Here is a 20,874-nt window from a genome sequence, read left to right on the forward strand (position 1 = left end):
TTCCCCCCCACCGACGTCGCTGCACCTCATTCCCCCCCCCCAGCCGCCTGGGGGCCCCGCGGCGCCCCCCGGAGCCACACCCCGCCGACACCCCTGACCGACCGCCTGCGACCGACGGAACTGGCCACCATGCGTATCGTTCTTCTGCACATGCCCTGGGGCGCGATCGACGTGCCGTCGCTGGCGCTCGGGATCCTGCACACCACCGCCGCGCGCGCCGGCCACCAGGTCGACGTCCGGTACGCCAACCTGGACTTCGTGGACTGGGCCGCCGAGACCGCGGGTTTCGGCGCGGACGACTACCAGTACTTCTCCGAGAAGTCCTACTTCCAGGGCGCGGGCGACTGGGCGTTCGCCGGCGCGCTGTACGGCGACGACGGCGGCGACGAGGCCGACGACAACAGCACCGACAGCACCGGCTACTTCGAGTACCTGGCCGCCAACGGCGCGAGCGAGCAGGAGATCGCCCTGACCCGGGCCACCCGCGCGATCGCCCCCGCGTTCATCGCCCGCCTGGTCGAGGAACTCGCCGCCGACCCGCCGGACCTGGTCGGCTTCACCACCACCTTCCAGCAGAACACCGCGAGCCTCGCCGCCGCCAGGCTGCTCAAGCAGCGCTGCCCGCAGGTGCGCACGGTGTTCGGCGGCGCGAACTGCGACGGCCCGCAGGGCGCCGCGCTGCACCGCAACTTCCCGTTCCTGGACTACGTGGTGCGCGGCGAGGGCGAGGCCGCCTTCCCGGCCCTCCTGAACGGCCTCCCGGCGGGCGGCGACCTCTCCGCCGTCCCCGGACTGTGCTGGCGCGACGGCTCCGGGACGTCGACGGCCAACGCGATGACGAAGCGCCCGCTGCCGCCCTCCGCGATCCTGGCGCCCCGCTACGACGGCTTCTTCGAGCGGCTCGACGCCTCCGTCGCGGCCGGCTGGGTCGATCCCAAGCTGGTCGTCGAGGGCTCCCGGGGCTGCTGGTGGGGCGAGAAGCACCACTGCACCTTCTGCGGGCTCAACGGCTCCTCGATGGAGTTCCGCTCCAAGCCGCCGGCGGACTTCCTCGCCGAGGTGCTCGCGCTCGCCGAACGCCACCAGCTGCTGGACGTCTACGTGGTCGACAACATCCTGGACATGGGCTACTTCGACACCGTCCTGAAGTCGCTGGCCGAACTCCCGGTCGACCTGCGGCTGCACTTCGAGATCAAGGCCAACCTGCGCCGCCACCAGTTCCAGCTGCTCGGCGACTCGGGCGCGGCCCAGGTGCAGCCCGGCATCGAGAACCTGAGCACCCGGGTCCTGCGGATCATGGACAAGGGGGTGACGGGCTGCCAGAACGTCCGCGCGCTGCGGGACGCGCAGAGCGCCGGGGTCTCGGTGACCTGGAACTACCTCTACGGCTTCCCCGGCGAACAGCCGGAGGACTACGAGTCGGTGATCAGCCAACTGCCCGTCCTGCACCACCTGGACCCGCCGACCGGGGCGGGGCGGATCGCGATCGAGCGGTTCAGCCCGTACTTCGACCGCCCCGAACTGGGCTTCGCGATCACCAGGCCGGCCTTCCAGTACCGCGCGACGTACCGCCTGCCGGAGAGTGAACTCAACGAACTGGCCTACGTGTTCACCGCACCGCCGCGCGGGATCGGCGGCGGGCTCGCGGAACGGCTGGGCGCGGCGGTGGACACCTGGCTCGCGCGGTTCCCCGACAGCCGGCTCAGCTACCGGGACGCGGGCGGACGGGTCGTGCTCGTCAACACCCGTCCCGGGTACGACTGGCGGGTGGTCGAGCTGACCGATCCGGTGGAGCTCGCCGTCTTCCGGCTGCTGGTCCAGCCCCGCTCGGCCGCCGCACTGGCCGCCAAGGTCCCCGGCGGGGCGGCGGCGGTCGAACCGGTGCTGGAGCGCTTCACCACGCTGGGCCTGCTGTTCCACGACGGGGCCGGCTACCTCCAGGTCGCCGTCGAGTCCGACAACCAGGTGCTGATGCGGATGCGGCACCGGCACGGCCCCGCCGCCGCCCTCCCCCGTACCGAGGAGGTGCCCGATGCCGTCGCGATCGGCTGAACGGAACGATGCCGCACGGGACGACGCCGGAAGGACCGGTGCTGGAAGGACCGACGCCGCCTGGCGCGCGGCCGGCCCGGAGGTCGAGCTCTGGCTCGACTACGACCCCGCCGCCCGGGAGCTGCCGGGCTTCGCCCTCGGCCGCCGCACCCTGCCCGGCCCGGCGCAGGAGGAGGTCACCGGGCTGCACCGCGCCGGGGTCCGCTGCCTGCGGCTGACCGAGCCGGTGCGGCTCTGCGCGGACGCGCCCGCGGCCTCCGCACGGGCACTGATGCTGCTGCGCGAGGCGACCGGGCAGGGGCTGGCCGTGCTCTGGCAGGCGGTCTGCACGGACGGCTGCGCCGCGCGGCGCCGGTTCCACCACCTGTACCCGCCGGAGCGGTTGACCGGCGGGCCGGAGGAGGTCGTCGCCGACTGGCGCGGCACGTACTACCCGAGCAAGTGCGTCTTCCGGCGCGGCCCCGGCTTCGTCGAGGTGCGCGACCGCCGGTTCGGGACGCTGGAGCTGTTCACCATCGACGAGCCGGCCCACCTGGCGCAGGTGGACGCGCTGGCCGAGGGCGTCGAGGTCGGCCGGCTGCCGGAGGCCGTCCACCGGGACTTCGCCGAGGCCGGTCTGATCACCGAACAGGCCGGCCGCGCCTGGTTCCTGCCGATGCGGGTGCGCCGCTGGCCCTTCCCGTCGCTGACGGTGTAGCCGCGCAACCGCGTAACCGCGAGAGTTCCGAGTCCAAGGAGAGATCCATGACCACCGCGGTCGACGACGCCGCCGGGCGGATGTCCGCCTTCATCCGCGACCCCTACCCCACCCTCGCCCGGATCCGCGAGGCCGGCGCGGTCTCCGTCGTGGAGTTCGGCGAGGGCCTGCCGGTCTACCTGGTGACGCGCTACCAGGACGTCCGGGCGGCGCTGATGGACCCGCGCTTCGGGCAGGACGTCCGCCGCAGCCAGGCCATCGCGAGCGGGCGGGGCTCCGGCCTGACGCTCGGCTCCGAGGTCGTCCACATGCTCAACAGCGACCCGCCGGACCACACCCGGCTGCGCCGCCTGATCCAGGGCGTCTTCACCCGCCGACGGGTCGACCTGATGCGGCCGATGGTCGAGCGCATCGCCGGCGGCCTGCTGGACGGGCTGCGCGGACGGGAGACCGCCGACCTGGTGGCGGACTTCGCCTTCCCGCTGCCGATCATGGTCATCTGCGAGCTGCTGGGCTTCCCCCCGGAGGACATGCACGCCTTCCGCACCTGGTCGACGGCGATCCTCACCCAGGGCGGCGAGATGACCTTCGACCAGGCCACCGCCGAGATGAACGACTACCTCCGGGAGTTGATGACGGCCCGACGGACGTCCCCGAGCGAGGACGTCCTGACCGACCTGGTGCGGGCCCGCGACGCCGGCGAACTCACCGAGCAGGAGGTGTTCTCGATGGTCTTCCTGCTGCTGATCGGCGGTCACGAGACCACCGTCAACCTGCTCGGCACCGCCACCCTGGCCCTGCTCCACCACCCCGACCAGCTCGCCCGGCTGCGCGCCGACCCGGCGGCGATGCCCGTCGCCATCGACGAGTTCCTGCGCTACGAGTCCCCGGTGAGCATGGCCACCCTGCGGTTCACCAACGCCGACGTGATGGTCGACGACGTGGAGATCCCGGCGGACGAACTGGTGCTGCTCTCGCTCGGCGCGGCCAACCGGGACCCGGCCCGCTTCACCGATCCCGACCGGCTGATCCTGGACCGGGGCGATCCGGGCCACCTGGCCTTCGGACAGGGCCTGCACCGGTGCCTCGGCTCCTTCCTCGGCAGGCTGGAGAGCGAGGTCGCGCTGACCGGCCTGCTGGAGCGCTTCGCGCGGATCGAGCTGGCCGCCGCCGAGGAGACCCTGCCCTGGCGCAACACGATCATGCTGCGCGGCCTGGAGTCGCTGCCGGTCTCGCTCGATGGCTAGCGGCGCGAGGACGGAGGGCGCATCGGGCCTGCTGCGGTTCCGCCCCCGGTTCGGCGTCGCCCCGCTGCGCTCGCGCGGCTTCCGGCTGCTGGTGATCGGCCAGGCCACCTCGGAGTTCGGCAACGCGTTCCAGGTGGTCGCCCTGCCGCTGCTGGTCTACTCCCTCGGCGGCGGCGCCCGCCAGTTGAGCCTGGTGGTCGCCGCCTACGGCGCGGGACGGCTGGCCGCCACCCCGCTCGGCGGGATCCTCGCCGACCGGTTCGGCGCCCGGCGGGTGATGCTGACCGCCGACCTCGGCCGGCTGCTCGCCACCGCCGGGCTCTGCGCGGTCGCCGCAGGAGGGGCGGCCGCGTTCTGGCTGATCGGCGGACTCGCCCTGCTGGTCGGCCTCGGGGCGGGGGTCTTCCTGCCGGCCGCCTGGGCGATCACCCCGGCCCTGCTGCCCGCCGAGGACCTGCACGCGGGCAACGCCCTGAACAGCACGGTCACCTTCGGCGCCGGCCTGCTCGGCCCGGCGGTGGCCGGCCCGCTGGTCGCCTGGCTGAACCCGGCCACCGCCCTGGGCGTGGACGCGGCGACCTTCGCCGTGTCCACGGCGACGCTGCTGCTGATCGGTCGCGGCGGCCTCGTCGCACCGGCCCGCCCAATCTCCGAACGCGCCTCCGTACCACGGAACTTCCGTACCCTGCTGCGGGAATCGCCGCTGCTGCGCGCGGTGCTGACGGTGACGGCCATCGCGAACCTGACGGTGGGCGGCGCCACCCGGGTCGCCCTGCCGGCCCTGGCCACCCACGGCTTCTCCGCCGGGGCCGCCGGGCTGGGCCTGCTGCTCGCCGCGTTCACCGGCGGCGCGCTGGTCGGCGGCCTGTTCGCGGCCGGCCTCACCGAGGTGCGCTCCCGGGGCCGCACGGCGATGCTCTCCGGCCTGGTGATGGGCGCGGCGATCGGCCTGGTGCCCTTCACCGGCCTCGTCGGCGCCGTCCTGCTGCTCTGCGTGGCGGGCGGCGCCAGCACGGTGACCAACGTCCTGGTCGTCACCGGCGTGCAGAAGAGCACCCCGCCCGCGCTGCTGGCCCGGGTCATGGCGGCCGTCACCTTCTGCGCGCTGGGCGTCTTCCCGGTCTCGGTGATCGCGGCCGGCGCGGCGGTGGACGCCTTCGGCAGCCGGTGGGTGTTCGCGACGACCGGGCTGTGCCTGATCGGCGCCTTCGGGTACGCGCTGACCAGGCGCGAGATGCGCGAGCTGTGACGCCCCCGCGCCGTGGTGTGCCGTTCCGCCCAGCTCGGGAGCGTTACCCACGCCCCACGCCGCTCCCGGACGACACGCGGTGCCCCCAGCGGCAACCATTCGTACCCGGCCGGTCCTAGCGTGTGACCCACCGCAGCCCTGACGCTGCCCGAGAGAAAGGAAGCGCCCATGCCTTTCGTCACCGTCGGCCAGGAGAACTCCGCCCCCGTCGAGCTCTACTACGAGGACCACGGCTCCGGGCAACCGGTCGTCCTCATCCACGGGTTCCCGCTGGACGGGCACTCCTGGGAACGGCAGAGCGCCGCACTGCTGGACGCCGGCCACCGGGTCGTCACCTACGACCGCCGCGGCTTCGGCCGCTCCTCCCAGCCCACCACCGGCTACGACTACGACACCTTCGCCGCCGACCTGCACACCCTGCTGGAGACCCTCGACCTGCGGGACGCCGTCCTGGTCGGCTTCTCGATGGGCACCGGGGAGGTCGCCCGCTACGTGTCCGCGTACGGCTCCGGCCGCGTCGCCAAGGTGGCCTTCCTCGGCTCGCTGGAGCCCTACCTCCTCAAGACCGACGACAACCCGGACGGCGCGGCCCCGAAGGACTTCTTCGACGGCATCGTGGCTGCTGTGAAGGCCGACCGGTACGCCTACTACACCGCCTTCTACCAGGACTTCTACAACCTCGACGAGAACCTCGGCACCCGGATCGGCGAGGAGGCCGTCCGCAACAGCTGGAACGTCGCGGCGGCCGGCGGCTGGTACGCCGCCGCCGCGGCACCCTCCACCTGGTACACCGACTTCCGCGCCGACATCCCGCGCATCGACGTGCCGGCCCTCATCCTGCACGGCACCGGCGACCGCATCCTGCCCATCGACAGCACCGCCCGCCCGTTCCACCGGGCCCTGCCCTCCGCCGAGTACGTGGAGATCGAGGGCGCACCGCACGGCCTGCTGTGGACCCACGCCGAAGAGGTCAACAAGGCGCTGCTGACCTTCCTCGCGAAGTAGCCGGATCCGTCCTGCCCCGAGGGCCCCGCACCCGCCCGTCCGGTTGCGGGGCCCTCGGGACCGGTGCTCTCCTGCTGGTGTCGGGCCGTGCGACGGCCGCAGCCGAATCGCCCCGACGCCCCCGAGGGAAAGCCGGTGGCACCCATGGCCGAGCGATCCACCGTCCGCACCGTGACGTACGACCTGCTGCGCACGCTCGGACTCACCACCGTCTTCGGCAATCCGGGCTCCACCGAGGAGCCCTTCCTCCAGGACTTCCCCGCGGACTTCCGCTACGTCCTGGCCCTCCAGGAGGCCTCCGCGATCACGATGGCCGACGCCTTCGCCCAGGTCACCGGCCGCCCCGCACTGGTCAACCTGCACTCCTCGGCCGGCACCGGCAACGCCATGGGCAACCTGGTGTCGGCCTCCCACGCGCACACGCCCCTGATCGTCACCTCCGGCCAGCAGCACCGGGACCTGCTGATCGGCGAGCCGTACCTCGCCAACCGCGAGGCCACCCTGCTGCCGCTGCCCTCGGTGAAGTGGTCCTACGAACCGGCCCGCGCCGAGGACGTCCCCGAGGCCGTCATGCGCGCCTACGCGCACGCGCTCCAGCCGCCCGCCGGGCCGGTCTACCTGTCGATCCCGCTGGACGACTGGAAGCAGCCGCTGTCCGCCTTCACCCGGGTGCGGACGGTCAGCCACCGGGTGGCCCCCGACCCCGCACGGCTACGGGCCTTCGCCGAACGCCTCTCCGCCAGTCGCCGGCCCGCACTCGTCCTCGGACCCGAGGTCGACCGCGGCGGCGGCTGGGACGCGGCCGTCGCCCTGGCCGAGAAGCTGCGCGCCACCGTCTACGGCCCCCCGCTCGCGGAACGCACCTCCTTCCCCGAGGACCACCCGCTCTACGCCGGCCCGCTGGGCCTGTCGGTGAAGGCCGTCGGCGAACGCCTGACCGGACACGACCTGGTCGCCGTGATCGGCGCGGAGGTCTTCCGCTACTACCCGTACGTACCGGGCGACTACCTCCCCGCGGGCACCGCCCTGCTCCAGCTCACCGGCGACCCGCACGCCGCCGCCACCGCCCGGGCCGGCGACAGCCTGCTCGGCGACCCCCGGCTGGCCCTCGAAGGGCTGCTGGACCTGGTCCAGGAGGGCACGGCCCGCACCGCCCCCGACCCGATGCCCCGGCCCCGGGTCCTGCCGGCCTCCCCGACCCTCCCGCTCCCCCCGCCCGCCGTCTACGCCGCCCTGAGCCGGGTCCGCCCGCCGGACGCCGTCATCGTCAACGAGTCCACGTCGACCATGGCCCAGCAGCTCGAATGGCTGCCCACCACCCGCCCCGGATCCTTCTTCTCCACGGCCAGCGGCGGCATCGGCTGGGCCGTCCCCGCCGCCGTGGGCATCGCGCTCGCCGACCGGGAGCGCGGAGTACGCCGCCCGGTGGTCGGCCTGATCGGCGACGGCTCCTTCCAGTACTGCGTCCAGGCCCTCTACACCGCGGCCCGGCACCGCCTCCCGATCGTCTACGTGGTCATGCGCAACCACGAGTACGCGATCCTCAAGTCCTTCGCCCGACTGGAGGACACCCCCGGCGTCCCCGCACTCGACCTCCCCGGCCTCGACATCGCCTCACTCGCCCGCGGCTTCGGCTGCCACGCCGTCGACGTAGAGACGACCGAGGACCTGGAACGGGAGTTCACCACGGCCCTGACCGCCGACACCACCACCGTCATCGTCGTCCCCACCCAACCCCAACCCGCCACGCTGTAGGGGGTACGGCCGGGCCCGGGCGGCAGGAACTCAATCAGTCGCTTGACAATCATCGCGAGCCCCTGCTTGAGTCCGGACCATGGCACGGGCAGAGAAGACGGACCAGCGCCGGGAGACCGGTCGGCGCACCCGGGACGGCCTGCTGGCCGCCGCCCTGGACCTCCTGGCGGAACGCGGCCAGGACGGCGTGAAGCTCCGCGACGTCACCGACCGCGCCGGGGCCAACGTCGCCGCGGTCAGCTACCACTTCGGTTCGCTGAGGGCGCTCTGCGACGCCGCGATCGAGCAGGCGCTGGAGCGGTACCTGGACGCCCAGATCCAGGCGCTCGACCCGCTCGGCCCCGACGCGACCCTCCAGGAGCTCGCGGCGGCGTTCGCCCGGCCGATGATCAGGGCACTGGCCGCCGGCGGACCGGAACTGGCCGTGATGCGCACCGTCGCCCGGGTCGGCATCGACCCGCCCCAGGGCTGGGACCGCCTGAGCGGCAAGTTCGAACGGGCCCGCCAGGACGCCGTCCGCGTCCTGGCGGCCAACCTGCCCGGTGTCGACGAGCGGGAACTCGTCTTCCGCACCCGCTGCGCCGCCGGCCTGCTGAACTGGCTCGCCCTGGCCCCCATCGGCGCCGAGCTGGCCAGCGAGCCCGCCGAACGGATCGAGCGGCAGCTGCTGCCCGTCCTGACCGGCGCGTTCCACGGGCAGCCGTACCCCGGCTGACCTGCACGGACCCTCGTCCGACCAGAACCATTCAAGCAAATGCTTGACCACTCGCCATGGCGCTCCCATAATTTCAAGCAAGCATTTGATTGCTTTCATGGAAGGGGAAGTGCGATGACCACCGACGCGGAAGCCGTGGTGCGGGCCGCCTACCACGCGGCCGAGGGCCACGTCCTCGACGTACCGGGCTTCATCGACGAGTTCGCCGAGGACGGGGTGTTCAACAACGTCGTCGCGGGCGAGAGCTACCGCGGCGAACACCTCGGCGACCAGGTCGTCTTCATGGCAGCCCTGGCACCCGACATCCACCGCGAACTCCACCGGGTCCACGTCATCGGCGACGTGGTCGCCGTCGAGCTGACGATCGAGGGCACCGTCACCGGCCCCTTCGAGACGCCCGCCGGCACCGTCCGGGCGACCGGCGCCCGACTCGGCATCCCCACCGCCGACTTCTGGTACGTCGAGAACGGGAAGGTCAAGGAGTTCAACTGCTACGTCGGGCTCAGCGTCATGCTCGCCCAGCTCGGCGTGCACCCCGACTTCGCCGCCGCCGTCGCCTCCTCGGCGGCGGCCGCACCGTCCTGACCGCCCGGGCCCGGCCCCCGATCCGTCAGGCTTCCGCCCTCACGAACCGCCGCTCCCCAGCATCAGGTCCGTCCCGCCCAGGAAGGTCAGCCCGGCCGCGTCGCTCAACTCGTCGGGGAGGCAGGTGAGGGCGAGCTGCAGCGCCTGCAACGAGTCGACGCCGAAGATCGCCGTCACGCGGTCGGCGATGCCGGGGTGCCCGGTGATCCGGTACGGGCAGTACCAGTCCGGCCCCTCCGGGTCGCGGGACGGCGCCCCGACCTCCAACAGCACCGGCACCCGCGTGCCGTCCGCAGCGGTGAAGACCAGCTCACGACTGGCGACGACCCGACCGAGCTCGTACTCAGCACTCATCGCAGCAGTACACCACGCGTTCGTCCACCGGACCGGTCTCCGCCCGCCTACCGCCGCGGGTTCCCCCAGCGGGCACCGATCGAGGAGCCGCCTTAGCATTCCGGTGGAGCAGGGGGCCGCCCGCAGGAGATTCCGAGGAGCTTCGCGATGAGTACGCACCTTCACCCTGCTCGCGACCGCCGTGCCCGGCGGCTCCGGGTGCGCGGCCACCCCGGGCCGTCCGGGAGGACGGCGGTCCACCGGAGCACCGGCACCCGGCTCGGCTGAGTCCGCCACCGATGCCGGCCGGTTTCAGTGCGGGCGACACCGCCTTCGTGCTCATCAGTGCGGCCCTGGTCATGCTGATGACCCCAGGGCTGGCCTTCTTCTACGGGGGCATGGTCAGGGCCAAGAGCACGCTGAACATGCTGTCGATGTGCTTCGTCGTGCTGGCGATCGTCAGCGTGCTGTGGGTGCTCTACGGCTACTCGCTCAGCTTCGGCTCCGACGCCTTCCACGGCCTGATCGGCAACCTCGACCACCTGGGGATGCGCGGCATCGGGCGGGACGAGCTGCACGGCTCGATCCCGGTCACCGTGTTCGCCGTGTTCCAGCTGATGTTCGCGGTGATCACCCCGGCGCTGGTCAGCGGCGCGATCGCGGACCGCGCCAGGTTCACCGCCTGGACGCTGTTCGTCACGGTCTGGGCCACGGTGGTGTACTTCCCGGTCGCGCACTGGGTGTTCAGCACCGACAACGGGCGCGGCGGCTGGCTGGTCGACCGGGTGGGCGTGATCGACTTCGCCGGCGGCACCGCGGTGCACGTCAACGCCGGGGTCGCGGGCCTGGCGCTCTGCCTGGTGCTGGACAAGCGGGTCGGTTTCCGGAAGCACCCGATGCGCCCGCACAGCCTGCCGCTGGTGATGCTCGGCTCCGGGCTGCTCTGGTTCGGCTGGTTCGGCTTCAACGCGGGCTCGGCGCTGGCCGCCGACGGCGTCGCCGGCGCGGCGTTCCTGAACACCCAGATCGCCACCGCCGCCGCGATGCTCGGCTGGCTGGCCTACGTACGGGCGAGGAACGGCGCCTTCACCTCGCTGGGCGCGGCCTCCGGCGCGGTGGCCGGACTGGTCGCCATCACCCCGGCCTGCGGGTCGGTCTCGGTGCTCGGTTCCATCGTGATCGGGCTGGTCGCCGGCGCGGTCTGCGCGGCGGCGGTCAGCCTCAAGTACCGGCTGGGCTTCGACGACTCGCTCGACGTGGTCGGCGTGCACGCGGTCGGCGGGGCGATCGGCTCGCTGCTGATCGGCCTGCTCGCCACCGGGCACGTCGGCGAGAGCGCCAGGGGCCTGTTCTACGGCGGCGGCTTCGGGCAGCTCGGCAGGCAGGCGGTCGGAGTCGTGGTGGTCGCCTGCTACTCCTTCGTGCTCTCCTGGCTGCTCGGCCTGGCGATCCAGCGGACCATCGGCTTCCGGGTCGCCGAGGAGGTCGAGGTGGTCGGCATCGACCAGACCGAGCACGCCGAGACCGCCTACGACTTCACGGCGTCGGGAGCTCCCTGGCCCGAGCCCCCGGCGTCCCGGCCCCGCTCCCGGTCCCGGTCCCGGTCCCGGGGAATGGCGGACGGCCTGGCGGCGGCCGTGCGGAAAGCGTTGCGGAGGAGGGCCCCGTAGCCGGCGGGACGTGCCGGGGCCCCCGTCACCGGCCGAGGGCCGCCGTCACCAGGTGACGGGCAGTGCGTGGAGCCCGTAGACCTCGTTGTTGACCCGGTAGGGCACCTCTTCGGCGGGGCACGCGAGCGCGAGGCCGGGCAGCCGCCGCAGCAGCGCGGGCAGCGCGATCCGCAGTTCGGCGCGGGCCAGCGGTGCGCCGAGGCAGTGGTGCGGGCCGTGCCCGAAGGTCAGGTGCGACACGGGTTCGCGTCCGATGTCGAGGCGGTCCATCCCGGCGCCGAGCGCCGGGTCCCGGTTGGCCACCGGCAGCTGGCAGACGACCTGCTCGCCGGCCTTGACGGGCACGCCGCCGATCTCGGTGTCGCACCGTGCCGTCCGGGCCAGCGCGGTGCTGGACACGGACAGGTACCGCAGCAGTTCCTCGACGGCGGCGTCGACCACCGGATCGCCCTCGGGCGCGTCGCGCAGCCGGTCGGCCTGCTCCGGGTGCGACAGCAGGGCGAGCACGCCCAGGCCGATCGTGTTGGACACCGTGACGTGGCCGGCGAGCAGCAGCAGCTCGCAGACCCCGACCAGTTCGGAGTCCGACACCGCGCCGCCGTGCTCCCGGACGAGCATGCCGATCATCCCGCCGTCCGGGCTGCGCCGCTTCTCCGCCACCAGGGAGGCCACGTACGCGTGCGACTCCCGGCCGGCCGCGAGCCGTTCCTCCATGGGGAGCCCGAGGTCCAGCGTGGTCCGGGACCAGCGGTGGAAGTCCCCCTGGTCCGGGTCGGGGACGCCGAGCATCGCGCAGATCACCCCGAGCGGCAGCGGGAGGGCGAAGGCGTCCATCAGGTCCGCCGCGGGCCCCCGCGCCTCCATGGCGTCGAGCAGTTCGCCGACCAGGGCGCGGATCATCGGCTCCAGGGAGCGGATCCGTTTCCCGGTGAACTCCGGCGTCAGCACGTGGCGCAGCCGGGTGTGCTCCGGCGGGTCCATGTTGAGGAGTTCGTTCGGCAGGACCGGGGCGCGTTCCGGGTCGTACATCGCGAAGGTCTCCTGGTCGGCCAGGACGCGCCGTACGTCGGCGTGCCGGGTGACGAGCCGGTACTCGCCGACCCGGTGCAGCCAGAAGTCCCGGACCCGCCGGGCCGGGTCCCCGCGCTGGGCCTCGCCCAGGGCCGGGCCCGGGTCGAACCCGTCGCGACGGTAGAAGATCGAGATCGGCGGCACGTCCTGCTCGCTCATGGAACCTCCCGTGATCATCCGGTATCCCCTTCCCGATACCCCCGGCCCCGGGCCACCGCGCACACCGGCGGCTATCCCGTACGGCGCGCGGGGGCGCGGCGGCCTCGCACGCGCCCCCTCCCCCGAGCCGGAGCCGCCCCCGGCGCGCCTCACCCCCGGGGAGCCGGGCCCCTCACCTGCCCTTCCCGTCCGCCAGGAGGCCCGCCTGCCGGTCCGTCAGGAGCCCCTGACCGCTGAGCCAGCGCACCGTGTCGGCCATGGTCTCCGCGATCGGCCTCGGCAGCAGTCCGCAGGTGCTCGCGGCCGGGTGGACGGGAGCCGCGCAGGCGCAGGTGTAGACGGCGCCGTACTCCGCGGGGATGTGCCAGGGCCAGCCGCGCTGCACCAGGGTGGCCAGGGCGCCGACCGGCAGCATGGCGCGGGCGGGCAGGAAGACCGCGGGCAGCCGCCGCCCGGTGACCTCCCGCAGGGTCCGCACGTACTCCCGGGTGGCCAGTTGGCGGCCCGGGGCGAAGTGGCGGTCGAGGCCCGTCCTCGGTGCGGTCAGCAGTCGGGCGTGCAGCCGCGCGGTGTCGCGGACGTCGCCGACCGGGAAGCCGCCGAGCGGCCAGACCGGCATCAGCCCGCGCAGGGTGTTGCGCAGCCGGGTGTTCTGGTCGCCCGGCCCCGGATCCAGCGGGCCGAGCAGCGCGGGCGGGTAGCTGATGACCACCGGTGCGCCGTCCCGCTGGTGGCGGCGGGCGACGCGCTCGGCGGCGGCCTTGGTGGCCATGTACGTCTCCCGGGGGCGGCCGACCGGGGAGTCCTCCCGGAGCGGCCGCCGGCGGGTCGGCAGCAGCGCGACGATGCTCGACACGTGGATGACCGGATCGGCGCCCGACCGGCGGGCCGCGGCCAGCACCAGGTCGGTCCCCCGCTCGTTGGTCCGGCGCATGGCCGCGTACCGCCGGCTGTCGAAGGAGTACACCGAGGCCGCGTGCAGGACGGCGTCGGCGCCGCGCACCGCGCGGGCCGCACCGCCCTCGTCCGTCACGTCCCCGACGACCAGGTCGACGGCGCCCGGGTCCACCTCCAGCAGGGCGAGGGCCCGTTCCGCGCGGGCCGGGTCGCGCACCAGCATCCGCACCCGGTGCCCGCCCCGGACCATCGCCGCGACCGAGTGGATGCCGACGAACCCGGTGCCGCCGGTCACGCTCACCAACATCGGACCACCCCTCCGCTCAGCCGGTCCCGTCGCCGGCACCGCCGACGCCCCGGTGGAATCCTCCGCCGTAGAACAGCAGCGCCTGCCGGCCCTCCGTCCAGCCCGACCCGAGCACGCTGCCGAGGAAGACCGAGTGGTCGCCGCCGTCGTACTGCGCGGCCAGCTTGCACTCCAGCCAGGCGAGCGAGCCCGACAGCAGCGGGGCGCCGGTGAACGGGCCGGGCCGCCAGTCGACGCCGTGGAACTGGGCGGCGCCGCGCGGTCGGCCGCGGCCCGCGAAGTACCGTGCCAGCGGCTCCTGTTCGGCCCCCAGGACGGAGACCGCGAAGGACCCGGTCGCCGTGATCGCCCGGTGCATCGTCGCGGTGCGGGCGACGCAGCACAGCACCAGCGGCGGCTCCAGCGACACCGAGCTGAACGCGTTGGCGGTCATCCCGTGGGCGTGCTCGCCACCGGTGGTCAGCACCGTGATCCCGGTGGCGAACCGGGCCATCGTCTCGCGCAGCGCGTCCGGCGGAACGGCGGCGTGCCGGGAGGACGGCGAGGTCGTGGACGGTGACGGGTCGTCGACCAGGGCGCGGCCGTTGTCGCTCACCGCGCCCTCCCCGTGCCCACCGGCCGGCCGGGCGGGGCCGGCGCCGCCAGGACCCGGGCGGCCACCGCGTCCTCGGCGTACGGCGCCAGCGCCCGGCGCAGCTCCTCCGGCACCGGGGCCGGGACGGTCGCCGTGTTCGGCCCGCGCATGCACGCGATCCGCTGGCGGCCGCGGGCGACCGGGCTCCCCTGCCCGCCGTCGATCCGCAGGTAGTCGAAGCTGAACTGGACCTGGGTCCGGGTCAGTTCCTCCAGCCTCATCCGGACCGACAGCTCGTCGAACGCGGTGATCTCGGCGAAGAACTCGCACTCCACCTTGAGGGTGAACAGCTTCAGGTCCTCCCGCAGCTCGGCGAGCACCCCGGGCGCCTTCTCCTTGAGGAACATCTCCCGGCAACGCCCCTGCCAGCGCAGGTAGTTCACGTAGTAGACGTTGCCGACGAGGTTGGTCTCCTCGAACCCCACGGTGTGGCGCAGCTCGTAGTAGCCCGACATCAGTTCTCCTTTCCGGCGAGTACGGCGAAGACGACCGGCCCGGGCCGTCCGTTGACGGTGGTCACCCAGGTGGCGACGGCGGCGTCGCCGGCGGACAGGACGGCCCAGCCGTCCGGGTGGACGCGGTCGAGGGTCAGCGCCTGCGTGGTCGCACCGGACTTGCGCAGGCACTCCAGGGCGCTCCAGACCCTGGTGCCGGCCACCTCCGGGGCCTCGTCGGCCTCGGCCGCCAGCAGGTCCCGCAGGGCGTGTTGGCCGGGGCCGAGCAGCGCGTCCCAGTCCTCGGGGGTCCGTTCCAGGACGGACTCGGCGTCGCAGGCGAGGCGTCCCCGGCCCACCACCGCCAGGGTCAGGCCGCCGTCGTGCGAGGCCGACACCGTCCAGCCCTCGAGCCCCGGCCCGCCGCCGAGTTCGGGCCTGCCGTCCGGCCGGTGGTTCAGCTCCACCGGCCGGCCCAGCGCCCGACCGACGGCGGTCGCGGTGCGGGCCCGGCGGTCGCGGTGCCCGGCGTCGCCGTCCGCGGCGGGTTCGACGACCACCGCGCGGCTGCCGCCCAGGACCCGTTCCAGGCTGCGTTCCAGGTACGAGCCGAGCATCGCGGGCACCCACGGGCCGGCGCCGTCGCGCCGGCGCACGGCGACCAGGGTCAGCCCCTGCCAGTGCTCGACCACCGCTCCGGAGGGCGTGCGCACGACGAGGTCGTAGACGTAGCGGTCCCCGTCCTGGGAGCGCTCCCGGGCGTCGAGCACGACGAACCCGGTGTCCTGGTCCGCCCGGTCGGCCAGCCAGAGCCGCTCGATGCTCTGCGGCAGCAGGGTGGCGTCCGGGACGCAGCACTGGATGGCGTGCATCATCGCGTCCCGGGTGCCCGGGTCGGCCAACTGCTGCTCCTGCGGCAGGAAGGCGGCGAACCAGGGCGCCTGGGCGGCGGTGGAGATCTCCGCCAGGGCGTGCCGGGCGCTCGCCCGCCGGTACTCCAGCAGGCGCTGGAACCGCTTGCCCTGGAACAGCACGCCGCCGTACAGCTCGGTCACCGGGTCGACCGGCACCGTCGGCAGGTCGGACCCGAGCGGCGGCGGTGTGCCGGGCGGTTCGGGCCGGGGGTAGCGCAGCCTCGCCCGGAAGTGGTCGGCCGTGAAGCCGGTGTCCTCGCTGCGCAGCACCACGTCGACCGTTCCGGGGGCCTGCACCAGCGCGGCGATCCGGATGGTGGTCGAGCCGCCCGGGCGGACCACCACGGGGCGGCGGAACTCGACGTCCTCCAGCAGCGGCGAGCCCTGGTGCCCGCTCACCGCGGCGGCCACCTGGGCCATCGCCTCCATGCCCAGGACGGCCGGGAAGAGCAGGTCACCCTGGAGCCGGTGGTCGGTCAGGTACGGGTCGCTGCCCTCGGACAGCTCGGCCTCGGTGATCAGCTCGATCTCCGGGTGGTGGGCGACCACCCGCTCCACGAACCTGGTCAGCGGCAGTTCGCGCTGGACCGTGGCCAGGGTGGGCAGGCCGCCGGCCCGTCCGCTCACCACCAGGACGGGGCCGGCCGAGGGGTCCGCGAGCACCTCGCGGAGCACCCGGATCCCGTCCTCGGTGGAGATCGGCGTGATGCCCTCCCGGATCAGCGCCTCGACGACGCCGAGCCGTTCGCCCATCCCCGCGCCCGACCAGACCGACCACTCCAGGGCGATCGCCCGGGCCCGCGGGTGCCGGTCCCGGAAGCGGAGGGTCAGCTCCGTCATCCAGTCGTTGGCGGTGGCGTAGTGGGCCTCGCCGCGGAGCCCGGCCCGGCCGATGATCGAGCCGAAGGTGACCAGCAGCTTCAGGCGGTCCGGGTCGACGGCCGCCAGCACCGCCGCCAGGCCGTCGGTCTTGGGCGCCAGGGTCCGCCGGAAGTCCTCGGCGGTCAGCGCGTCCAGGGCGGCCGGCTCGTTGCGGCCGGCGCCGTGCAGCACCGCGGTGACCGGGCCGAGTTCGCGCTCCAGCCGGCCCACCGCGGCGGCGACCTCCTCCGGCGAGGTCACGTCCGCCCGGGCGTAGCGGTAGCGCAGGCGGGCGGCGTCCATCCTGGCCAGGTTCCCGGCGAGTTCGCGGTCGGCGGCCGGGTCGGCGCGGCCGATCAGGGCCAGGGCCGCCCCGGAGTCCCGGGCGACCGCCAGGGCGCACTCGGCGGTGATGCCCTTGCCGCCGCCGGTGACCAGGAGGACGTCCCGCGCGTCGAGCGGTGACTCGCCCTCCGCCACCGGGCGGCGTGGCAGGGGGCGGAGCACCGGGACGGTGCGGCGGCCGTCCCGCTGGTAGCGGACCTCCGCGAAGCCGGCCGTGGCGGCGGCCTCGGCGACGACGCGGGCCACCGCCTCGTCGCGGGCGGCCCCTTCGGGGGCGGTGTCGGGCAGCTCGACCACCGTGGTCGGGACGGACGGGTGTTCCAGGTGCAGGGTCTTCGCCAGGCCCGCGGCCCCGAGGCGGTGCTGGACCACGACCAGCCTGGTGCCCTCGGGGGCGGCCAGGACGGCTCGTGCGGCGGTCAGGAAGAGCTCCGTGTCCTGCGCGCCGCACTCGTCCGGGAGGCAGAGCAGGACGCCGTCCCCGAGGCCCGCCGCGGCGAGCGCGGTGCGCAGCGGTGCGGCCAGCGGGTGGCCGGGCGTGGCGAAGACCGTCCAGCCGTCGGCCGCGGCCCGGGGGTCGGACGCCCGGGGGCCGGGGTGCGGCCCGGCCGGCAGGGGAGCCGCCACGTACTCGACCGCGAAGGGGCGCACCCACGGGGCCACCCCGGGGACCTCGCCCACCGGCTCCGCCCCGGCCTGCGAGGTGTCCGCCAACCGGTCGATCAGTTCGGCGAGTTCGCCCAGCCGTACGGTCGCGAAGCCGGTGGTGGCGGCGAGCGCGGGCTGGCCCAGCGCCCGGGTGACGTCGTTGACGATCTGGCCGACCGTGATGGAGCTCAGGTGCAGGTCGTCCATCGGGTGGGTCCGCGCGGTGACGGAGTCCAGCGGCAGCTCGACCCGCTCGGCCGCGAGCCGGCGCAGCAGGTCCAGGGTGGAGACCGGGCCGGTGCCGGTGTCCGCGCCCGCCGGACGCGCGGACCGCTCGGACCGCTCGGCGCCGTCCGCTCCCTCCTCCGCCCCGTCGTCCGCCCCGCCGGCCCGCGCCACCAGGGCCGCGCCGATGGCCGGAGCCGCCTCGCAGGGGCTGGCCAGGAAGGTGGGCTCGCTCTCCGGCGGCAGCGGCCGGACCAGGCGGTCGCCGAACAGGGCCGCGGTCCGCACCGGCGCACCGAGCACGTAGGCGGCGCCGACGACCCTGAGCAGCGGGCCGAGCGAGGCGCTGTCGGTGTCGACCGCCAGCACCGCGAGGTCCGGCGCGATCTCCGCCAGCAGGCCGGACAGCACCCGGCCGGGGCCGACCTCCACCACCAGGTCGGCGTCGGCGGCCGCGGCCTCGGCGGCCTCGTGGAACCGGACCGGGAGCAGCACCTGGGCGCGCAGCAGCTCCCGCAGGTCGGCGGTCGGGTCCAGCAGCCGCCCGGTGACCGTGGAGGCGACCGGGCGGACCGGCGGGCGGAGCTCGAACCCGGCCAGTTCGGCCGCCATCGCGGCCGCGGCCGGTTCGACCAGCGGCGAGTGGAAGGCGTGCGACACCCGCAGCCTGGTCGCCGTGACGCCCTCGGCCGCCGCCCGGCGGCAGACCTCGTCGACCGCCTCGGCGGGGCCGGAGACGACGGTCTGCCGGGGGCCGTTGTAGCCCGCGACGACGACGTCCGACCCGTCCGACAGCCGGGCGGTCCGCTCCGGGGTCGCCGCCAGGCCGGCCATCGCGCCGCCGCCGAGGCTCGCCCGCGCCATCACCCGGCCGCGGACCGTGGCGAGGCGCACCAGTTGCTCCTCGCTCATCGCCCCGGCCCAGTGCAGCGCCGTCAGCTCGCCCAGGCTGTGCCCGACCGCGGCCCCGGCCCGGATGCCCAGTCCGTCCAGCACCCGGAGGGCGGCCAGCGAACCGGTGACGATGCGCGGCTGGGCCACCTCGGTGGCGACCTGGTCCGCACCGGCGGGCGGTCCGGCCGCGCCGAACACCTCCTCCGCGGTGGCGAACCGGCGCCGGATCGCGCCGACGGCGCCGTGTCCCGAGCCCTGCCCGGGGAAGAGGTAGACGATCCGGGGCGCGGTCCGCGCCCGGCCGAGGAAGACCCCCTCGGCGGCCGAGAACGCCTCCCGCGCGCCCGAGTCGAGCAGCGCGGCCAGCCGTTCGAGGGCCCGCGCGGCGTCGTCCGGCGAGGTCGCGACGACGGCGGCCCGGACCGGGGCGCCGGAGAGCCGCTCGGCCAGCGTTCCGGCCAGGTCCGCGAGTTCGGCCTGGGCCAGTCGGGGCACCAGGTCGAGCAGTGGGCCCAGCTCCGCGCGCAGCGCGGCCGGGTCCGCGCCGTCCAGCAGCAGCAGTTCGGCGTCCTGGCGTCCGGCGACCAGCCGGGTGGTGCGCTCGTCGAGCGCCTCGCGCCGGGTGCGGCCGGGGCCCTCGGCGACCGCGACGTGGGTGTTGATCCCGCCGAAGCCCATGGCCGACACGCCCGCCCGGACGGGCTGGTCGGCCGGCCAGAGCTCGGCCCGGCCCGGCACGTACATGGCCGCCGTCTCGCCGAGCAGGCCGGGGTGCGGGTCGTGGTGGCCGGTCGCCGGGGGGATCACCTGGTGGTGCACGGCGAGGGCGGCCTTGATCAGGCCGGCCACGCCCGCCGCGGCCTTGGTGTGCCCGAAGTTCCCCTTGACCGTCCCGAGCGCGGCCGGTCGGGCCGTCGGGTCGGCGGCGCGGCGCGCGGAGGACAGCGCCTCGATCTCGGTCGCGTCGCCGAGGGCCGTGCCGGTGCCGTGGCCCTCGAAGTACGAGACCGTCTCGACCCCGTAGCCCGCCCGCCGGTAGGCGCGGTCCAGTGCCAGCCGGTGGCCGCCCGCCTCGGGCCGGGTGATGCCGCCCCTGCCGTCCGAGGAGACCCCCCAGCCGCTGATGCTCGCGTAGATCCGCCGCCCCTGCGCCACCGCGTCCCGCTCGCGCATCAGCACCAGCATGCCGGAGCCCTCGCCGGGCCAGAAGCCGTTGGAGTCCCGGTCGTAGACCTTCATCTCCCCGGTGGCCAGCGCGCCGGTCTTGGCGAAGCCGATCACCTCGAATGGGTCGATGGACAGGTCGACCCCGCCGGCGACGGCCACGTCCAGGTCGCCGTCGCAGAGCGCCCCGGCGGCCGTGACCACGGACAGCAGGGAGGAGGAGCAGGCGCCGTCGACGGTGTACCCGCCTCCGCGCAGGTCGAAGTGGTTGCAGATCCGCCCGGCGATGGTGTTGGCGAGGCCGCCCGCCAGCGAGTCCTCGTCGATCGGCGGGAAGGGCGCCTTGTACTGCGGCTCCAGCTCCCCGAGGAAGGCGGCGACGTCGCCCTCGGGCCAGCCCTTGCCCGCCAGGGCGGCGGCCACCGTCCGGCGCACGTAGGGCCAGCGCAGCCGCATCGTGTTGGCGCGCGAGAACTCGCCGGTGAGGCTGTTGCCGACCACCACACCGGTGGCCTGCCGCGGCAGGCCCGCGCCGTCCGGGAACCCGGCGTCGGCGAGCGCCTCGGCGGCCACGTCGAGGGCCAGCCAGTGGGTCAGGTCGGTCGCCCGGTACGTGCTGCCGGCGACGCTGTACCCGACCCGGTCGAAGCTGTAGTCCCGGAGGACGGCGGCCTTGGTCGCGTAGTACCGGTCGGGCGCGGTGCGGTCCGCCGACCAGTAGTCCGCCTGGTTCATCCGCTCGTCCGGCAGCCTCCGGAAGGCCCGGCGGCCGCCCAGTACGTTGTCCCACAACTCGCCCGGGGAATTGGCGTCCGGATAGCGGAGGCCGATTCCCACGATTGCGATCCGTTCACTGCTCATGTATCCACCACCCATGGAGATGAATTGACGGCGAATCCCTTCGCCAACCCGGCGATCCACCCATCGGTCAAGCGTGCGACCAAGGCCGGGAAAATGCCTTCTCCGAGTTTGCTTTACCACCCGCGCGGGTCGCGTTCTTTCAATAACGGCGT

Annotated in this window: 15 protein-coding genes; 9 read left to right on the forward strand and 6 right to left on the reverse strand. The window is 74.4% G+C overall.

Annotated elements, in window-relative coordinates; genetic code table 11:
- Window positions 1-129: 129 nt before the first annotated feature.
- The 8 genes from ACFVU7_RS15945 (at window position 130) to ACFVU7_RS15980 (ending at window position 9,305) form a co-directional block, all read left to right on the forward strand.
- Window positions 130-2,052 carry a RiPP maturation radical SAM C-methyltransferase gene (locus ACFVU7_RS15945; protein ID WP_388045479.1) on the forward strand — a complete coding sequence of 641 codons (1,923 nt, stop codon included), beginning with the start codon at window positions 130-132 and terminating at the stop codon, window positions 2,050-2,052.
- Window positions 2,033-2,749, forward strand: a complete 717-nt coding sequence (locus ACFVU7_RS15950) for a DUF5825 family protein (RefSeq protein ID WP_380781897.1) — start codon at window positions 2,033-2,035, stop codon at window positions 2,747-2,749. The genes ACFVU7_RS15945 and ACFVU7_RS15950 overlap by 20 nt, the downstream gene beginning before the upstream one ends.
- Window positions 2,750-2,796: 47 nt before the next feature.
- Window positions 2,797-3,996 carry a cytochrome P450 gene (locus ACFVU7_RS15955; RefSeq protein ID WP_388045481.1) on the forward strand — a complete coding sequence of 400 codons (1,200 nt, stop codon included), beginning with the start codon at window positions 2,797-2,799 and terminating at the stop codon, window positions 3,994-3,996.
- Window positions 3,989-5,245 (forward strand): MFS transporter, encoded by a 1,257-nt coding sequence (locus ACFVU7_RS15960; RefSeq protein WP_388045482.1) that lies wholly within the window; start codon window positions 3,989-3,991, stop codon window positions 5,243-5,245. Before ACFVU7_RS15955 ends, ACFVU7_RS15960 begins: the two co-directional genes overlap by 8 nt.
- A gap of 168 nt (window positions 5,246-5,413) precedes the next feature.
- On the forward strand, window positions 5,414-6,250 hold the full coding sequence (locus tag ACFVU7_RS15965; protein ID WP_388045484.1) for an alpha/beta fold hydrolase: 837 nt from the start codon (window positions 5,414-5,416) through the stop codon (window positions 6,248-6,250).
- A 144-nt stretch (window positions 6,251-6,394) separates the two neighbouring features.
- Window positions 6,395-8,005 (forward strand): benzoylformate decarboxylase, encoded by a 1,611-nt coding sequence (gene mdlC, locus ACFVU7_RS15970; protein WP_388045486.1) that lies wholly within the window; start codon window positions 6,395-6,397, stop codon window positions 8,003-8,005.
- 79 nt (window positions 8,006-8,084) lie between these two features.
- Window positions 8,085-8,720: a TetR/AcrR family transcriptional regulator gene (locus tag ACFVU7_RS15975; protein WP_380779208.1), complete on the forward strand. Its 636-nt coding sequence runs from the start codon at window positions 8,085-8,087 to the stop codon at window positions 8,718-8,720.
- A gap of 114 nt (window positions 8,721-8,834) precedes the next feature.
- Window positions 8,835-9,305, forward strand: coding sequence for a nuclear transport factor 2 family protein (locus ACFVU7_RS15980; protein WP_388045488.1), 471 nt, complete (start codon window positions 8,835-8,837; stop codon window positions 9,303-9,305).
- Window positions 9,306-9,344: 39 nt separating this feature from the next.
- Here the strand turns inward: ACFVU7_RS15980 and ACFVU7_RS15985 are convergent, their stop codons facing one another.
- Window positions 9,345-9,659: a DUF6968 family protein gene (locus ACFVU7_RS15985; protein WP_388045490.1), complete on the reverse strand. Its 315-nt coding sequence runs from the start codon at window positions 9,657-9,659 to the stop codon at window positions 9,345-9,347.
- 278 nt (window positions 9,660-9,937) lie between these two features.
- Between ACFVU7_RS15985 and ACFVU7_RS15990 the strand changes: the two genes are divergently transcribed.
- On the forward strand, window positions 9,938-11,308 hold the full coding sequence (locus tag ACFVU7_RS15990; protein WP_388045491.1) for an ammonium transporter: 1,371 nt from the start codon (window positions 9,938-9,940) through the stop codon (window positions 11,306-11,308).
- A 45-nt stretch (window positions 11,309-11,353) separates the two neighbouring features.
- Here ACFVU7_RS15990 and ACFVU7_RS15995 read toward each other — a convergent pair whose 3' ends face one another.
- From ACFVU7_RS15995 to ACFVU7_RS16015, 5 genes are all read right to left on the reverse strand, one after another.
- Window positions 11,354-12,538 (reverse strand): cytochrome P450, encoded by a 1,185-nt coding sequence (locus ACFVU7_RS15995; RefSeq protein ID WP_388045493.1) that lies wholly within the window; start codon window positions 12,536-12,538, stop codon window positions 11,354-11,356.
- A 172-nt stretch (window positions 12,539-12,710) separates the two neighbouring features.
- Window positions 12,711-13,742, reverse strand: a complete 1,032-nt coding sequence (locus tag ACFVU7_RS16000) for an NAD-dependent epimerase/dehydratase family protein (protein WP_388045495.1) — start codon at window positions 13,740-13,742, stop codon at window positions 12,711-12,713.
- A gap of 16 nt (window positions 13,743-13,758) precedes the next feature.
- On the reverse strand, window positions 13,759-14,235 hold the full coding sequence (locus ACFVU7_RS16005; protein WP_388045588.1) for a flavin reductase family protein: 477 nt from the start codon (window positions 14,233-14,235) through the stop codon (window positions 13,759-13,761).
- A gap of 98 nt (window positions 14,236-14,333) precedes the next feature.
- Complete coding sequence (locus ACFVU7_RS16010; protein WP_074002823.1) at window positions 14,334-14,831, reverse strand: thioesterase family protein; 498 nt, start codon at window positions 14,829-14,831, stop codon at window positions 14,334-14,336.
- Window positions 14,831-20,722: an SDR family NAD(P)-dependent oxidoreductase gene (locus tag ACFVU7_RS16015; RefSeq protein ID WP_388045497.1), complete on the reverse strand. Its 5,892-nt coding sequence runs from the start codon at window positions 20,720-20,722 to the stop codon at window positions 14,831-14,833. Before ACFVU7_RS16015 ends, ACFVU7_RS16010 begins: the two co-directional genes overlap by 1 nt.
- Between the last annotated feature and the right edge of the window lie 152 nt (window positions 20,723-20,874).

It is taken from the genome of Kitasatospora sp. NPDC058046 (assembly GCF_042885595.1).
Lineage (GTDB): Bacteria > Actinomycetota > Actinomycetes > Streptomycetales > Streptomycetaceae > Kitasatospora.

Bases quoted from the DNA above. Each gene is read 5' to 3' on its own strand.
- ACFVU7_RS15945 (WP_388045479.1), top strand. From the start codon at position 130: ATGCGTATCGTTCTTCTGCACATGCCCTGGGGCGCGATCGACGTGCCG.
- ACFVU7_RS15950 (WP_380781897.1), top strand. From the start codon at position 2,033: ATGCCGTCGCGATCGGCTGAACGGAACGATGCCGCACGGGACGACGCC.
- ACFVU7_RS15955 (WP_388045481.1), top strand. From the start codon at position 2,797: ATGACCACCGCGGTCGACGACGCCGCCGGGCGGATGTCCGCCTTCATC.
- ACFVU7_RS15960 (WP_388045482.1), top strand. From the start codon at position 3,989: ATGGCTAGCGGCGCGAGGACGGAGGGCGCATCGGGCCTGCTGCGGTTC.
- ACFVU7_RS15965 (WP_388045484.1), top strand. From the start codon at position 5,414: ATGCCTTTCGTCACCGTCGGCCAGGAGAACTCCGCCCCCGTCGAGCTC.
- mdlC (WP_388045486.1), top strand. From the start codon at position 6,395: ATGGCCGAGCGATCCACCGTCCGCACCGTGACGTACGACCTGCTGCGC.
- ACFVU7_RS15975 (WP_380779208.1), top strand. From the start codon at position 8,085: ATGGCACGGGCAGAGAAGACGGACCAGCGCCGGGAGACCGGTCGGCGC.
- ACFVU7_RS15980 (WP_388045488.1), top strand. From the start codon at position 8,835: ATGACCACCGACGCGGAAGCCGTGGTGCGGGCCGCCTACCACGCGGCC.
- ACFVU7_RS15985 (WP_388045490.1), bottom strand. From the start codon at position 9,659: ATGAGTGCTGAGTACGAGCTCGGTCGGGTCGTCGCCAGTCGTGAGCTG.
- ACFVU7_RS15990 (WP_388045491.1), top strand. From the start codon at position 9,938: ATGCCGGCCGGTTTCAGTGCGGGCGACACCGCCTTCGTGCTCATCAGT.
- ACFVU7_RS15995 (WP_388045493.1), bottom strand. From the start codon at position 12,538: ATGAGCGAGCAGGACGTGCCGCCGATCTCGATCTTCTACCGTCGCGAC.
- ACFVU7_RS16000 (WP_388045495.1), bottom strand. From the start codon at position 13,742: ATGTTGGTGAGCGTGACCGGCGGCACCGGGTTCGTCGGCATCCACTCG.
- ACFVU7_RS16005 (WP_388045588.1), bottom strand. From the start codon at position 14,235: ATGGCCCGGTTCGCCACCGGGATCACGGTGCTGACCACCGGTGGCGAG.
- ACFVU7_RS16010 (WP_074002823.1), bottom strand. From the start codon at position 14,831: ATGTCGGGCTACTACGAGCTGCGCCACACCGTGGGGTTCGAGGAGACC.
- ACFVU7_RS16015 (WP_388045497.1), bottom strand. From the start codon at position 20,722: ATGAGCAGTGAACGGATCGCAATCGTGGGAATCGGCCTCCGCTATCCG.